The 14,433-nt window shown below is 73.9% G+C and carries 14 protein-coding genes; 5 read left to right on the plus strand and 9 right to left on the minus strand.

The window, feature by feature from the left end; translation table 11 throughout:
- Positions 1-319 precede the first annotated feature (319 nt).
- Complete coding sequence (locus tag ACVWNX_RS17825; protein ID WP_454414818.1) at positions 320-2,152, minus strand: acyl-CoA dehydrogenase; 1,833 nt, start codon at positions 2,150-2,152, stop codon at positions 320-322.
- A gap of 165 nt (positions 2,153-2,317) precedes the next feature.
- Here ACVWNX_RS17825 and ACVWNX_RS17830 point away from each other — a divergent pair, with 165 nt between their 5' ends.
- The 3 genes from ACVWNX_RS17830 to ACVWNX_RS17840 all read left to right on the plus strand — a co-directional run bounded on the left by ACVWNX_RS17830 (position 2,318) and on the right by ACVWNX_RS17840 (position 3,719).
- The gene (locus tag ACVWNX_RS17830) at positions 2,318-2,797 is read left to right on the plus strand and encodes an SseB family protein (protein WP_454408148.1); all 480 of its coding nucleotides are present in this window, start codon (positions 2,318-2,320) and stop codon (positions 2,795-2,797) included.
- 256 nt (positions 2,798-3,053) lie between these two features.
- Positions 3,054-3,284 (plus strand): hypothetical protein, encoded by a 231-nt coding sequence (locus ACVWNX_RS17835; RefSeq protein WP_454408149.1) that lies wholly within the window; start codon positions 3,054-3,056, stop codon positions 3,282-3,284.
- 198 nt (positions 3,285-3,482) lie between these two features.
- The gene (locus ACVWNX_RS17840) at positions 3,483-3,719 is read left to right on the plus strand and encodes a hypothetical protein (RefSeq protein WP_454408150.1); all 237 of its coding nucleotides are present in this window, start codon (positions 3,483-3,485) and stop codon (positions 3,717-3,719) included.
- Between the two features lie 61 nt (positions 3,720-3,780).
- On the opposite strand, the gene ACVWNX_RS17845 is transcribed toward ACVWNX_RS17840, so the two are convergent.
- From ACVWNX_RS17845 to ACVWNX_RS17880, 8 genes are all read right to left on the minus strand, one after another.
- The gene (locus ACVWNX_RS17845) at positions 3,781-5,313 is read right to left on the minus strand and encodes an MFS transporter (protein ID WP_454408151.1); all 1,533 of its coding nucleotides are present in this window, start codon (positions 5,311-5,313) and stop codon (positions 3,781-3,783) included.
- 196 nt (positions 5,314-5,509) lie between these two features.
- Entirely contained in the window at positions 5,510-6,130 is a 621-nt protein-coding gene (locus ACVWNX_RS17850; RefSeq protein WP_454408152.1) for a TetR/AcrR family transcriptional regulator, read from the minus strand.
- Positions 6,131-6,256: 126 nt separating this feature from the next.
- Complete coding sequence (locus ACVWNX_RS17855; RefSeq protein ID WP_454408153.1) at positions 6,257-6,577, minus strand: hypothetical protein; 321 nt, start codon at positions 6,575-6,577, stop codon at positions 6,257-6,259.
- 139 nt (positions 6,578-6,716) lie between these two features.
- Positions 6,717-7,304 carry an NUDIX hydrolase gene (locus tag ACVWNX_RS17860; protein ID WP_454408155.1) on the minus strand — a complete coding sequence of 196 codons (588 nt, stop codon included), beginning with the start codon at positions 7,302-7,304 and terminating at the stop codon, positions 6,717-6,719.
- 45 nt (positions 7,305-7,349) lie between these two features.
- On the minus strand, positions 7,350-7,892 hold the full coding sequence (locus tag ACVWNX_RS17865) for a hypothetical protein (protein ID WP_454408157.1): 543 nt from the start codon (positions 7,890-7,892) through the stop codon (positions 7,350-7,352).
- A gap of 297 nt (positions 7,893-8,189) precedes the next feature.
- On the minus strand, positions 8,190-9,863 hold the full coding sequence (locus tag ACVWNX_RS17870) for an oxidoreductase (RefSeq protein WP_454408159.1): 1,674 nt from the start codon (positions 9,861-9,863) through the stop codon (positions 8,190-8,192).
- A 55-nt stretch (positions 9,864-9,918) separates the two neighbouring features.
- Complete coding sequence (locus ACVWNX_RS17875) at positions 9,919-11,157, minus strand: PP2C family protein-serine/threonine phosphatase (RefSeq protein WP_454408160.1); 1,239 nt, start codon at positions 11,155-11,157, stop codon at positions 9,919-9,921.
- 38 nt (positions 11,158-11,195) lie between these two features.
- Positions 11,196-11,648 (minus strand): hypothetical protein, encoded by a 453-nt coding sequence (locus ACVWNX_RS17880; RefSeq protein ID WP_454408162.1) that lies wholly within the window; start codon positions 11,646-11,648, stop codon positions 11,196-11,198.
- Positions 11,649-12,246: 598 nt separating this feature from the next.
- Between ACVWNX_RS17880 and ACVWNX_RS17885 the strand changes: the two genes are divergently transcribed.
- Complete coding sequence (locus ACVWNX_RS17885; RefSeq protein WP_454408164.1) at positions 12,247-13,377, plus strand: ATP-binding cassette domain-containing protein; 1,131 nt, start codon at positions 12,247-12,249, stop codon at positions 13,375-13,377.
- Positions 13,374-14,228 carry an ABC transporter permease gene (locus ACVWNX_RS17890; RefSeq protein WP_454408165.1) on the plus strand — a complete coding sequence of 285 codons (855 nt, stop codon included), beginning with the start codon at positions 13,374-13,376 and terminating at the stop codon, positions 14,226-14,228. The genes ACVWNX_RS17885 and ACVWNX_RS17890 overlap by 4 nt, the downstream gene beginning before the upstream one ends.
- Positions 14,229-14,433: the final 205 nt, after the last annotated feature.

The raw sequence follows: 14,433 nt of genomic DNA on the forward strand, positions 1-14,433 counted from the left end.
GCCACCCGGTCCCTGAAGGACCGGACCACCCGGCCCCGCAGACCCGGCCGCTCGGCCCTGGCGTGCTTGCCGCTCGACCCCGCAGACCCGGCCGTCCGGCCCCGGTGGACTGACGAGCCCGCCCCACCCCCGGAGGACCGGCTGCCCCCGGAGGACCGGCCGCCCGGGCCGCCGGAGGACCGGACCGCCAGGCCCGGCGAGCCGGACCGCGACCGGCGGGTGGCGACCGGCGGGTGGCGACCGGCGGGTGGGCAACCGGCGGGTGGGCGACCGGCGGGTGGGCGACCGGCGGGCGGGCGACCGGGCGGGTGGGGGCGGGTCAGAACGCGGACTCGTCGAGGTCCATGACCCCCAGCTCCACCGCCTCCGCGACCGCGCGCTCCGTGGTCACCCCGGGCAGGACGGTGGCGGCGAAGAACCGGGCCGCCTCGATCTTGCCGGTGTAGAACGCGTGGTCCTGGGGGCTCACGGGCCCGGACTCCAGCTTGTCGGCGGCGACGGCGGCGCCCCGCAGCAGCAGATAGCCGACGATCACGTCGCCCGAGGCGAGCAGCAGCCGGGTGGTGTTGAGGCCGACCTTGTAGATGGAGCGGACGTCCCGCTCGGTGTCCGCGAGGTCGGTGAGCATGACCCCGACGATCGCCTCCAGGTCCGCCGCCGCGCGGCCGAGCCGCTCCCGGGCCCCGGCGAGCGCCTCGCCGCCGGTGCCGACGGCGAGGAACTTCTTGATCTCCTCGGCGAGGGAGTTCAGCGCGGCGCCCTGGTTGCGGACGATCTTCCGGAAGAAGAAGTCCTGCCCCTGGATCGCGGTGGTGCCCTCGTAGAGGGTGTCGATCTTGGCGTCCCGGATGTACTGCTCGACCGGGTACTCCTGGAGGTAGCCGGAGCCGCCGAAGGTCTGGAGCGACTGGGCGAGCTGCTCGTACGCCTTCTCGGAGCCGTAGCCCTTGACGACCGGCAGCAGCAGGTCGTTCAGCGCGTGCTCGTGCGAGGCGTCCTCACCGGCCGCCTCCTTGAGCTGGACGGCGTCCTGGACGGTGGCGGTGTAGAGCACCAGCGCCCGCATGCCCTCCGCGTACGCCTTCTGCGTCAGCAGCGAGCGGCGCACGTCGGGGTGGTGGGTGATGGTCACCTTGGGCGCGGCCTTGTCCATGAAGTGGGCGAGGTCGGTGCCCTGGACGCGCTCCTTGGCGTACTCCAGCGCGTTGAGGTAGCCGGTGGAGAGGGTGGAGATCGCCTTGGTGCCGACCATCATCCGCGCGAACTCGATGATCCGGAACATCTGCCGGATGCCGTCGTGCTTGTCGCCGATCAGCCAGCCCTTGGCGGGGTGGCGGTCGCCGAAGGTCATCTCGCAGGTGTTGGACGCCTTGAGGCCCATCTTGTGCTCGACGTTGGTGGCGTAGGCGCCGTTGCGCTCGCCCAGCTCGCCGGTCTCGAAGTCGAAGAGGAACTTCGGGACGAGGAAGAGGGACAGGCCCTTGGTGCCGGGACCGGCGCCCTCGGGACGGGCGAGGACGTAGTGGAGGATGTTCTCCTCCAGGTCGTGCTCGCCGGAGGTGATGAACCGCTTCACGCCCTCGATGTGCCAGGAGCCGTCCTCCTGCCGGATCGCCTTCGCCCGACCGGCGCCCACGTCGGAGCCCGCGTCGGGCTCGGTGAGCACCATGGTGGAGCCCCAGGTCCGCTCGACGGCGATCTCCGCGATCCGCCGCTGCGCCTCGGTGCCCTCCTCGAAGAGGATGCGGGCGAACGCCGGGCCGGAGGAGTACATCCAGATGGCCGGGTTGGAGCCGAGGATCAGCTCGGCGTAGGACCAGATGAGGCTGGAGGGGGCGGTGGTGCCGCCGATCTCCTCGGGGATGCCGAGGCGCCAGTACTCCGAGTCCATGAACGCCCGGTACGACTTCTTGAAGGACGCGGGGAGGGGGGCGGTGCCGGTCGCCGGGTCGAAGGCGGGCGGTTCGCGGTCGGCGTCGGCGTAGGACTCCGCCAGCTCGTTCTCCGCGAGGCGGGCCAGCTCGCCCAGCACGCTGCGGGCCGTCTCCACGTCCATCTCGGCGAACGGTCCGGTGCCGTAGGTCTTGTCGCGCCCGAGCACCTCGAAGAGGTTGAACTCGATGTCGCGGAGATTCGACTTGTAGTGCCCCATGACGACGGCTCCGTAGGTAGCTCGGGGATGACGCGCGTACTGGCGAGTAGCAGTACTCACGATGATGCTACCCATCGGTAATAACGGCAACCCCCCGATGAGGGGAACCCGTCCCGTTCCCGGGTGGCGCCCGGGCGGGGGCCGCCGCTCGGTACGCTTGCGCGCATGTACGGCTACGAGCAGCACGCGGGCGGCGCGGCCCCTGGGCAGGGTTACGCGCAGCCGCAGTCCCCGCCCCCGCAGACGGCCGGCTACGCGCAGCAGCCCCCGCTGTATCCGGAACCGTCCCCGCCGTCCTTGGCGGACGCGGTCCGGGCGTTCACCACGGGTTCCATGGCCGCCGAGGACTTCCAGCAGATCTTCGCGACCTCCAAGGTCTACTGCCCGCGCGGCGACAACCCCGGCTTCCTCGCCCTGCACAACACCCAGCAGCCGGTGATCCCGATGTTCACCACGCTGAAGGAGCTGCGCAGGTACGCGGGCAAGGAGTCCAAGTACTTCGTCATCACCGGCGCCGAGGTGATCGACCTGCTGCCCACCGGGTACGGGTTCGTCCTCGACATGGAGGGCGACCACCGGATGGTCTTCGACGCGAAGGCCGTGGAGCAGATGGTCGACTTCGCGATGCGCCGCATGTACGGCTGACGCGCCCCGCCCTTCGCCCCACCCCCTCACCTCACCTCGCCTCGCCCTGCGGTCCCGGCTCCCCGCCCTCCGGCTCCCCGCTCCCCGACTCGCGGCTCAACGGTCCTGACGTCCCGTCCGTCACACCCAACTCACCTTCCCCCGGCGCCCCTTCGCTTACGGGACCGCCCGGGTGACAATGACGACCACGGCCACGCCCGCGCCCGCGGGACGACCCCCTCGGGGGCGAAGCCGGGGACGGACGGGAGACAGCGGGATGAGCGACGACAGCGACCGGAGCGACCGGAGCGTCGGGAGCCTGTTGGACGAGGTGGCCAACTGGGGAGGACTGGCGGCGGCCCTGTTCCTGCTCGCGCTGGGCATCGACGGCTACCTCGACGGCGAGGGCCCGGCGTTCCTGCTCCTCGCCCTGGCGATGGTCGCCACCAGCGTCTTCGCCTTCGGCCTCCACCGGCGGGGACGGCGCGCGGACGGGGACCGGGCGTAGCGGCCCCCGGCCGGGAGCCCCTCCCGGCCCTCAGGCGGCAACCCCTCCCCGCCCCGGCCGGGAACCCCTTCGTTTCCCGGCCCGCCCGGGTGACAATGACCGCGTCAGCCCGGTGCGCGCGACGGCGGGACCACCCGCCGCGACCGGGGGCGGAGAAGCGGAGACGGGAGCGTCCGGATGGGTGAGGGAAGCCGGAGGATGAGCGCCGGGCTGAGCAGGATCGCCGACTGGGCGGGACTGCTGAGCGCCGGGCTCGTGATCCTCGTCGGGACGGTCGTCTACTTCCAGGGCCGGGGCTGGCTGCTGCTCGGCGTCGGCCTGCTGGCCCTCGCCATGAACCTCTTCACCTTCGGCCCGCGCCAGCGCGCCCGCCGCGAGGCCCGCACCCGGGAAGAGGAGCGCAAGCGGCTCCTGCGGGAGGCCGCCGAGGGCTGACGGAGCCGGGACCGCCCGTGACGGGCCGGAGCCGTCCCGGCCCGGGGCCGTCCGGTCAGCCTCAGCCCAGGTGCACCGGGGCGGGGGCGTCCCCAGGGGTGGGGCGGGTGTTCCGCAGGGCCAGGACCGTGATCGCCAGGCCCGCCACGAAGAGGGCCGCCGCCACCAGGTACGCCGCCGCGTACCCCTCGGTCAGCGCCTCGGCGGCGCGTGCCATCAGCCCCGTGTCCCCCGTGGCCGCGGCCCGGTAGAAGGTGGCCGAGGCGTCCGGCACCAGGTCGTCGGCCTTGGCGGCGGCGACCGTGGTCAGGGTCGCGAGACCCAGCGCGCCACCGATCTGCTGGGCGGTGTTCAGCAGCGCCGAGGCGATCCCGGCGTCCTGCGGACGCACGCCCCGCACCGCGCCCAGCGTCATCGGGACGAAGCTCGCGCCGAGGCCCAGCGCGGTGACGAACATCGCGGGCGCCAGGTGCCCCGCGAACGACGAGTCCGTCTCCAGCGTCGCGAACCACAGCATGCCCAGCGCGCCGACCAGCAGCCCCGGGCCCGCGATGCGGCGCGCCGACCAGCGGGAGACCAGCCGGGAGCCGAGCGTCGCCGAGATCATCATGCCGACGCTGAACGGCAGGTACGCCAGGCCCGTCCGGACCGGGCTGTAGTCGAGCACCTGCTGCATGTAGAGGGTCAGGAAGTAGAAGGTGGCGAACATGCCCGCGCCCAGGAAGAGCATGGTCGCGTAGGCGCCGGAGCGGCTCCGGTCGCGCAGCAGCCGCAGCGGCAGCATCGGGTGCTCCACCTTGGTCTGGAGGACCAGGAACAGCGCCAGCAGGGTCAGCGCCACCGCGAACGAGCCCAGCGTCAGACCGTCCGTCCAGCTGTGTTCGCCGCCGCGCGTGATCCCGTACACCAGGGCGATCAGACCGCCGGTGCCGGTGATCGCGCCGGGTATGTCCAGCCGTCCGCGCTCCGGGCGGCCCTCGGCCAGCAGCCGGGTGCCCGCGAGGACCGCGAGGCCGATCGGGACGTTCACGAAGAAGACCCAGCGCCAGTCCAGGTAGTCGGTCAGGACCCCGCCGAGCAGCAGACCGACGGTCGAGCCGATGCCCGCCATCGCCGCGTAGACGCCCATCGCCTTGTTGCGGGGGGCGCCCTCGGGGAAGTTCGTCGCGATGAGCGACAGCGCGGTCGGGGCGGCGACCGCCGCGCCCACGCCCTGCAGCACCCGTGCCGCGATCAGCAGGAACTCGTCGGAGGCGAAGCCGCCGAGCACCGAGGCGACCGTGAAGACGGCGATGCCGAAGCGGAACATCCGGCGGCGCCCGAAGAGGTCGCCCGCCTTGCCGCCGAGCAGCAGCAGCCCGCCGAAGGCGAGCGCGTACGAGTTGACCACCCAGGACAGGGTGGACGCGGAGAGGTCCAGATCGGTCTGGATGCTCGGCAGCGCGATGTTGGTGATGGTGCCGTCCAGCACCACCATCAGCTGGGCCGTCGCGATGACCACCAGGGCCCAGCCGAGCGCCTTGGGCGGCGCCCCGCCGCCGTGGACGGTCGCGGTCGGTGTCGGTGGTGTCTGTGGTGTCTGTGGTGTCTTCATGGGGTCGCTTCGCTCCTCGTGAGGCGTGAGGGCGGACCGGATCGATCCGCCCGGCCACGCCAGGGGAGAAAACTATACGGATGTTGAGTTTTATTTCTCACCGGGCGGTGAGAAACGGGTCACACCCGGCGGTACGGACACGGCCGAGCCCGCCGCACGGGCTCGTACGGCGGGCTCGGGTCGTGTCCGGGGCGGGTCAGGGCTCCGGGGTGATCAGGTCGCGCAGGACGGGGACGGCGAGGCGCAGGACGTCCGCGAGGTCCGCCTCCGCGAGGTCCGGCATCCGCAGCAGATGGCGTTGCGTGGCGACGCCCATCATCATCGCGCCCACCAGGGCGGACCTCAGCCGGGCGTCGGGGTCGTCACCGAGCCGTTCGGCGAGCGGGTCCACCGCCTGGGACGTGACCCGTCCGCGCAGCAGCTCCGCCGCCTCCTCGCTGGTCATGCTGGCCCTCAGCAGCGCGGTCATCGGGGAGTCCGGGTCCTTCGACCAGTTCTCCAGCATGTTCCGCAGATAGTTCCCGACGGACTCGCCCGGGTCGTCGGTGGTCAGCTCGGCCACCGGGATGCGCCACTCCACGGCCTCCCGGAACAGCTTCTCCTTCGTCCCGAAGTACTGGATCACCGACGCCTTGTCGACGCCGGCGTCCGCCGCGATGGCCCGGATCGTGGCCCGCTCGTAGCCCACCTCGCCGAACTGGCGGCGGGCCGACTCCAGGATCCGGCGACGGGTGCGCTGCCCCTTGGTCTCCCGGCCGCCGCCGCCCGGCCCCCCGGTGGCCGACTCCTGCGCGTCCGGGACGTCATCGCTGGTCACGACGGCTCCTTACGGGGTGTGGGGGTCCGCTCGGGGACGGGGCGGCCCCGATGGTACGCGGCCGACGGCCACGGAGGTCACCCGTACCCCGCCGGGACCGGCCCGGTCCGCCGCGTCCTCCCGGGGTCAGGAGGGGGCGATCAGAGCCGCCGTCGGCGCCAGCGTCGCCAGAGAGCTGAGGATCCAGTACGTACGCGGAGCGAGTGCGGTCCGGCGCCGGAGCGGCGCGTTGGCCAGCCACCAGACCAGCCCGTACAGGACGAGGACGGGGACGAGGACGAGGAGCATGGGCGCCACGCCGTCGTTCTCCGTCGGCTCCCGCGAGGTCAGGCCCAGCTCGGCCAACGGCCAGTTCGTCGCGAAGTAGTACAGCAGGAACACCGGTACCACGGCCGGGACTCCGAGCAGCAGGTTCACCAGGAGCGGTAACGACCAGTGCTTCGCCACGTGTGTCCCCGTCCCTCGTGCCAGCCCTCCGCCCCCGCCCGGTCGGCCCGTGGCCGTACGCGCGGTGGTCGGTCCGGGGGCCACCGTACCGGGGCGGGCCTCAGCGGGGCGGGGTCCCTCCGGCCGGGCGGAGTGCCCGTCACCAACGGGCGACCAGCCGCTCCTCGCCGTCCCGGACGCGGTACAGCCAGGTGGTGCCCGGCGTGGTCCGCCCGGACAGATAGCCCACGATGGGCTCCCTCTGGACCGCGCTGTCCAACTCGCCGAGCAGCTCCAACGCCTCGGGCAGCGGGAAGAAGGCGGCCCGTTCTATGTCGCCGTCCCGGGGCGCGGGCGTTCCCGACCAGTCGGCCACCTCGAAGGCCACGGCCAGCGCGGACGGGTACCTCTCCGAGTCGATGTGCATCAGGAACGCGGTCCGCACCGGATCGCCCACGAGCAGTCCGGTCTCCTCCCGGACCTCCCGTCGCAGCGCCTCGTGCAGCAGCTCACCGTCTTCCACACCGCCCCCGGGCAGCGACCACAGCGACGCGCCGTCGGCCCCCAGTGCCTCCCGCACCAGCAGCACCTCGTCCCCCCGGCGGACCACACCGATGACGAGCTGTGCCCGGGGGACCGGGGTCGGCGCACGCCCCTCCGGTGCCCCCGGCGCGCTCCGCTCCGTCGGCTCTCCCGCGTTCCCCGCCCTTTCAGTTCCGTCCGGACACCGCGCGTTCTCCATGGTCATGCGGATGACCGTAGGCGACGTACGGAGGAGGGCCGGATACGGGCCTCAGCGGACGGGCGGGCGTCCGGTGGCGGCGAGGGTTTCGGTCAGGACGCGGACCGCCTTGGGGCCGACGCCGTGCAGGGCCAGCAACTCCGCCCCGTCCAGGGCCGCCACCTGGTCGAGGGTGGTGATCCCGGCGGCGGCGAGCGCCCGGGTGGCGGGGGCGCCGATGCCTCGCGGCAGGTCGCCGACCGTGCCGGGGGCGGCAGTCGCGGCGGCGGCCTCCCGGTCCGCGAGCCGTTTCGGGGCCCGGGCCAGCCAGGCCCGCCGCACCCAGTGGTTGAGCCGCTGACCGTCGATCCCCGCGAGCGGCACGGCGGCGCCGGTGCGCGCGCCGCCCCGGGTGAGCGGTTCGGCGGCCGGGACCTCGGCGAGCACCGCGTCCGCCTCGGCGTCCGGCAGGCGCAGCCGGACCCGGTCGTCGGTGCCCAACGAGACGAACGGTCTGCCGCCGACCGTGAAGTCGGCCCGCGCGGTCCGGGTCGTCCGCTCGGCGGTGCCGGGCAGCGCGAGCGCCGCCGCGCGAAGCTGGGCGAGGGTCGTCATGCCTTCACGGTGGCATACGGCGCGGGTGGGCGCGCGGTCCGTCGCGGTGCCGTCGCGCGGGCCGTTGCGGTGCCCGTCGTGTGGTCCGTCGCGATGCCCGTCGTGCCGCCCGGCGCGGGGCCCGGCCCGACGTCCGGTCCGGCGCCCGGCGCGGCGCCTCTGGGGTACTCGCGTGGGGTACTCGCCCGGACGCGCGACGCGGTGGTCGTCGTCCCCGGGTCAGGCGCGTCCCCGGTCAGCCGCGGTTCGGGGGCGGGGGCGTCCCGTCAGCCGTGGCTCGGGGGCGGGCGCGTTCCGTCAGTTGCGGCTCAGGGTGCGGGTGACGCCCGCGACGACGGCCGTGGTGAGCATCCAGCCCGCCGCGACCAGCGCGTGGGCCAGCGACTGGGTGACGCCGTCCGTCCAGTACCAGGCGGTGCGCTGGCCGAGGCCGCCGATCGGGATCAGCAGGTCGAGGGTGTAGACGAGCGGCTGGAACGGGGCTCCCTCCCCCGGTTTCACCGGTGTGGGGGTGGCCCGCCCGAAGGCCAGCGTGCCCAGCAGGGCCAGCGCGGCGAGCCACACCCCCGCCAGCCACGGGCGGTAGCCGTAGCCGACGGTGACGTCCAGCAGCCTGCCCCACACCCGGGCGACGGGCGGCAGGGTGCGGCGGCGGTGCCGCTGCTTCGCCAGGAGGACCCGTCGCGCCTCGCCCTCGTGGCCGATCCGCCGGTAGAAGCCCGCCAGTTGCTCGTACGGCTGCGGGGCGTAGCCCGGGTTCCGGCGGAGCCACTCCAGTCGGCGGGCGACGTCGTCGTTCCCGGCGGGGGCGGCCGACCGCGTGGGGGCGGCCGACCGTGCGGGGGCGGTGGCCGTCCCGGCGGGTGTCGCGGTTCCTCCGGCGGCCGGGGGTTCCGTGGCCGCCGGGGGGTCCACGGTTTCCGTGGCGCCCGTCGCGTCGGTCGCTTCCGTGGCGCCCGTCGTGTCCGTCGCGTCGGTCGCGTCCGTCGACCCGGGGCCGAGGGAGTCGTAGGTGAACCCGTCCAGCAGGACCCTTCCCGGCCAGGACCGTTCGTCGTCCCGGCACCACGCGGTGTGCGCGGAGCGGAGGTCCACCGTTCCCGGCGGGGGCGCGGCGGGTCTGAAGTCGAACTCCCCGACCTGCATCGCCGTGCCCACCAGCGCGGTGCCCCCGCCGTCCAGCCGGGCGCCCGCGAAGCCCAGCAGGTCCTCGATCCGGGCGCCCCGCAGCCGTACGGTCCCCCGCGCGGTGAACCCGTGGGAGCAGTCCACGGTGGAGACCGTCACCCGGTCCGCCGCGAGCGCGACGCCCTCGGTGGCCCCCAGCCGGGCGCCCTGGAGGAACAGCCCGCCGGGCAGTTGCGCGCCCGGGAGCCGCAGTCCGCCCCGGGTGGTGAGCCCCTTGCCGAAGAAGCCGCCCTCCATGACGAGCCCGCCCGCGAACACCGCCCACTCGCCCCGGTCGGCGTCCGGCGAGACGGTGGCACCGTTCAGGCTCAACTCCCCCGCCACCCGGGCGTTGAGGAGGACCAGCGAGCCCCCTTCGAGGACGGACCGTCTCAGGGTGAGGGCGCCGTCGACGCGGGCGAGCCCGGCGTCGATCCCGGGCAGTCGGCTGGCCACGATCCCGATCGTGCGCGTGGTGGCGCCCCGCAGGGTCACCGGCTCGTCGAACCGGCAGTCCTCGACCGAGAGCGTGTGCCGGACCTCCGCCCCGGAGAGGTCCAGCCGACCGGTGATCCTCGCGCCGGTGAGGCGCAGCGCGGCGACGGCGCCGGGCTCCTCGGGGTGCGCGCCGAGCAGCAGCCCGGCCAGGACCGCCGCGCGCACGGAGACCCGGGCGCCCCGCCGCCCGTCCGGCCCGGTCCCGTCCGCCCCGGGCGGGTCCGTGCGCAGGTCCACCCGGCGGCCCTCGGGGAAGGCGTCCCACAACTGCCGTTCGGGCGGGGTCAGATCGTCGTATGACAGCACCCGTGCAGGGTAGTGGCGGTTCCCGGCCCTCCGGCGGCCGGGAGCCGGAGGCCGTTCACCCCCGCCGCCCCGTGAAGAACGGATAGCCCTCGACGGTGCCCGGGCCCTCCAGCGGGCGCACCGCGAAGACCGTGGTGTCGTCCGCGAGGTGGCCCCCGCCGTGCCGCAGGGTCGCGTCCCGGACGAAGGCCGCCAGGCGCTCGGGGCGGGCGACGGCCGGGTCGTCCGCGAGGGCTTCGGTGACCGCCGCGAGCAGCGGGAAGAACTCGCCCTGGGCGTCGCGGGCCTCGGTCACCCCGTCGGTGACCATGAGCAGGGTGTCCCCGGGCGCCAGCCACACCCGCTGGAGCAGCGCCGGGCCCTCGGCCAGGTCGCCGAGACCGAGCGGCAGACCGTCGCCGGGCGGCAGTTCGCGGACCCCGGACGGGCCGACCACCAACGGCGGCTGATGACCGAAGTTGACGAGCACGACGGGCCCGTGGGGCGCGGTGCGCGGCGGGAAGCCGAGCAGGACCCCGGTGGCGAACCGGTCCGAGTCGGCCCGTCCGACCCGCGCGCAGTAGAAGCCGTGCCGTTGCATCCGGGCGTCCAGCCGCCGGGCCACGGTGGTCAGGTCGGCCTCGTAGTAGCCGGACTCCCGGAACGAGCTGAGCAGCACCGCCGCCCCGTCCACCGCGCCGAGCCCCTTGCCCTGGACGTCGCCGATGAGCACCCGGGTCCCGTACGGGCTGGGCTGGATGTCGTAGAAGTCGCCGCCGACCTTCGCCACGCTGTCCGCCGCGAGGTACACGGCCGCGTGGTCGAGGCCGCCCCAGCCCTCGGGGAGCGGGCGCAGCACGGTGCGCCGGGTGGTGTCGGCCACGTCCCGCATGTGCAGGGAGCGGCGCTCGTTGCGGATGCGCACCCAGGAGGCCGCCACCGCGAGCACCCCGCCCGCCGTGACCAGGACGAAGTCCGGCAGTCCGGTCTGGTACTGGTGCGGCCAGGTGGTGTCCATGCTGACGTAGGCGACGACGGCCAGCAGGGCGAAGACGGCGGTCGTCCACACCCCGCAGAGCGCGGCGGCGATGCCCGGGACCATCACGATCCAGGAGATCACCCGCAGTTCGCCGGAGGTGTTCAGGTCGAACAGCACCAGGCCGACGAGGAGCGCCAGCGGCGGCACCCACGCCACGCTGTGCCCCCGGACACGCAGCAGCGAGGGGGCCGGTTCCGCGCCGGACGGCCCGGGGACCCGGGGGGCGTCCGGGGGGACGTCCCGGGCCGGGTCCTCGGGCGGGGGCGTGGCGGGCATGGGGCGGGCCGGGGCCGGACGTCAGCCGGGGCGCGGGCTCAGTCCTCCGCCACGTAGGTGTGGTAGTAGACGGTGGCCCCGACGCCGAAGGCCACCGCCAGGGAGATCCCGGCGGAGCGCAGCACGGAGTGGCCGGTCTGGCTGTAGCAGAAGCCGAAGGCGAGGCCCGCGAAGACGGCCCAGGCCAGCGAGCGGGCCTCCTTGGGCAGCGCGGGCGCGGCCCGGTGCAGTCCGAAGGCGACGGCGGCGAAGAGCGCGCCGCTGACGAAGCCGAGCAGGATGTTCCAGCCGGTGACCTGGTAGCCGCTGGCGTCGCGGCTGATGCCCGCGATCCAGAAGCCGTAGACCACTCCGGCGAGCACCGGCACCCAGGTTCCGGCGGCCTTCGGGTCGACGACGGCGGCGCGGGGGGCCGCGTGGCGGCCCCGGCCGGGGGTCGCCGGGGCGCCGGGGGTTCCCGGGGCGCCCGGGGCGGGGGCGGCTTGCGTCATGGGACCACTCCTCTCGCTGGACCGGTGGCGGGGCGGGCCCGTTCCCGGTGGGGGCGGCGGTACGGCGTCGGTCGCGTCGTCGGCTCCGGTGCGGCGCCGCCGACGGGCGCCGCCGGGCGCCGCCGGGCGGATGGCGCCGGGCGAATGCCGCCGGTCGGGTGACGGCCCGGGTGGCGGCCCCGGGTGACGGCCCGGGTGACGGCGTCGGCGTCGCGCCGGGGCCCGGGGTTCCCGCCGGGTTCCCGTCCGGTGGGGGTGGAGGGGCCAGTGGGGCCCCACGGACCGTCCGGACCGGCCGCCGTCGTCGGTGCCGTGCGTCCGTCCCCCTCCAGAGCACACCCCGGGCCGCGCTTGAGCAACTCGTGCCGGGGAGGAGCCCCCTCCCCGATGTCGATCATTCGTTCGAAAAGAAGTTCCCCGGGACCGATGAGTTCTCGTCACCGCTCAGGTCTTCACCTAGGACCGCGCACCACGGACCATGGGACGAAGAGCACGAAGAGCACGAAGAGCACGAAGAGTACTAAGTGCGACAGAACGCTACGAAGCGCGGAAAAATCTAGAGAACGCCTGAGAACACATGAAACACGGCGAGGTGGACATGAGCAGCGGAAAGGGCGGGCGGACGGCGGTACGGCCGGACGCCCCGGCCATCGAGACCAGGGGTCTGGTGAAGACCTTCGGCGACAACCGGGCCGTCGACGGCGTGGACCTGACCGTCCCCACCGGCACGGTGTACGGGCTCCTCGGCCCCAACGGCGCGGGCAAGACCACCACCGTGCGGATGCTCGCGACCCTGCTCCGTCCGGACGGCGGCGAGGCCCGCGTCTTCGGCCACGACGTCGTCCGCGCCTCCGACACCGTGCGCACCCGGGTCAGCCTCACCGGCCAGTACGCCTCCGTGGACGAGGACCTGACCGGCACCGAGAACCTGGTGCTGCTCGCCCGGCTCCTCGGACACGGCCGACGCGCCGCGTACCGGCGGGCCGACCAGCTGCTCACCGCGTTCGGGCTGGCCGAGGCGGCGGGACGGCAGGTCAAGGCGTACTCGGGCGGCATGCGGCGGCGCATCGACATCGCCGCCTCCATCCTCAACACCCCCGATCTCCTGTTCCTGGACGAGCCCACCACCGGCCTCGACCCGCGCAGCCGCAACCAGGTGTGGGACATCGTGCGGGCGGTCGTCGCCCAGGGCACCACGGTCCTGCTGACCACCCAGTACCTCGACGAGGCCGACCAGTTGGCCTCCCGGATCGCGGTGATCGACCACGGCCGGGTCATCGCGGAGGGCACCAAGGGCGAGCTGAAGGCGTCCGTCGGCGCGGGCGCGGTGCACGTACGGGTGCGGCACGCCGAGCGCCGGGACGAGGCCCGCGCCCTGCTCGCCCGGGTGCTGGACGCGCCCGTCACCCTGGAGTCCGACCCCGTGGCGCTCACCGCCCGGATCGGCCGGGACGCCGTGCTGGACGGCGAGGACCCGGCCGCCCAGGCGTCCCGCGCCCTCGCGGAACTCTCCCGCGCGGGCATCACCGTCGACAACTTCGCCCTCGGCCAGCCCAGCCTGGACGAGGTCTTCCTCGCGCTCACCGACCGTCCGGCGGACGGGGGCGCCTCCGCGTCCGGCGCGACGGGCACCACCGACCCCGCCGCTTCCGTCTCCGGCGACGGTCCGGCCACCGGCGCCGACACCGACCCGCCGCGCACCGCCACCGGGAAAGGGGCCCGCGCATGAGCACCACCACGACCACCACCACGGACGAACGGGACCTCGCACCGGTCAGCACCGACTCGCTCGCGGAGCTGCTCATCGCCCGGGACCGGCCACGGCGGCCCGGACCGCTGTCGGCGTCCCTCACCTTCGGCTGGCGCGCCATGCTGAAGATCAAGCACGTTCCCGAACAGTTGTTCGATGTGACGGCTTTCCCGATCATGCTGATCCTGATGTACACCTACCTGTTCGGCGGCGCCCTCGCCGGATCGCCCGAGGCGTACATCCAGTACCTTCTGCCCGGGATGCTCGTGATGTCCATCGTGATGATCACGATGTACACCGGCGTCGCCATCAACACCGACATCGACAAGGGCGTCTTCGACCGCTTCCGGACCCTTCCGGTCTGGCGGCCCGCCGCGATGGTCGGCTACCTCCTCGGCGACATGCTCCGCTACCTCATCGCCTCCCTGGTGATGATCACCGTCGGGCTGATCATGGGCTTCCGGCCGGACGGCGGGTTCCTCGGAGTGCTCGCGGGCGTGGCCCTGCTGATCGTGTTCTCGTTCGCGGTGTCCTGGGTGTGGACGATGTTCGGGCTGCTGCTGCGCACCGAGAAGTCCGTGATGGGCGTCAGCATGATGGTGATCTTCCCGTTGACGTTCCTCAGCGACATCTTCGTCAAGCCCGAGACCATGCCCGGCTGGCTCCAGGCGTTCGTCAACCACAACCCGATCACCCATGTGGCGACCGCCGTGCGCGACCTCATGGCCGGGAAGTGGCCCGGGGTGGAACTCGCCTGGTCGCTCGGATGGTCCGCGCTGCTGGTCGTCGTCTTCGGGACGCTGACCATGCGGATGTACAACCGCAAGTAGTCGGTCCGTCCCGCCGGCCCATCCTGCCGGTCCGTCCCGTCGGCCCGTCTCGGAAGGGCGTTTCGGAAGGGCGGTGCCCGGCGGTCTCCCCCCGGCCGTCCGGGAAGGGCGCCCGCCGGTCCCGGAAGGGGCGCACGCCGGTTCCGCCGGCCGGTCCCGGAAGCGCGCCTGACGGTCCCGCCCGCCGGTCCCCACCCGGCGGCGT

The organism is Streptomyces sp. JNUCC 64 (genome assembly GCF_054484115.1).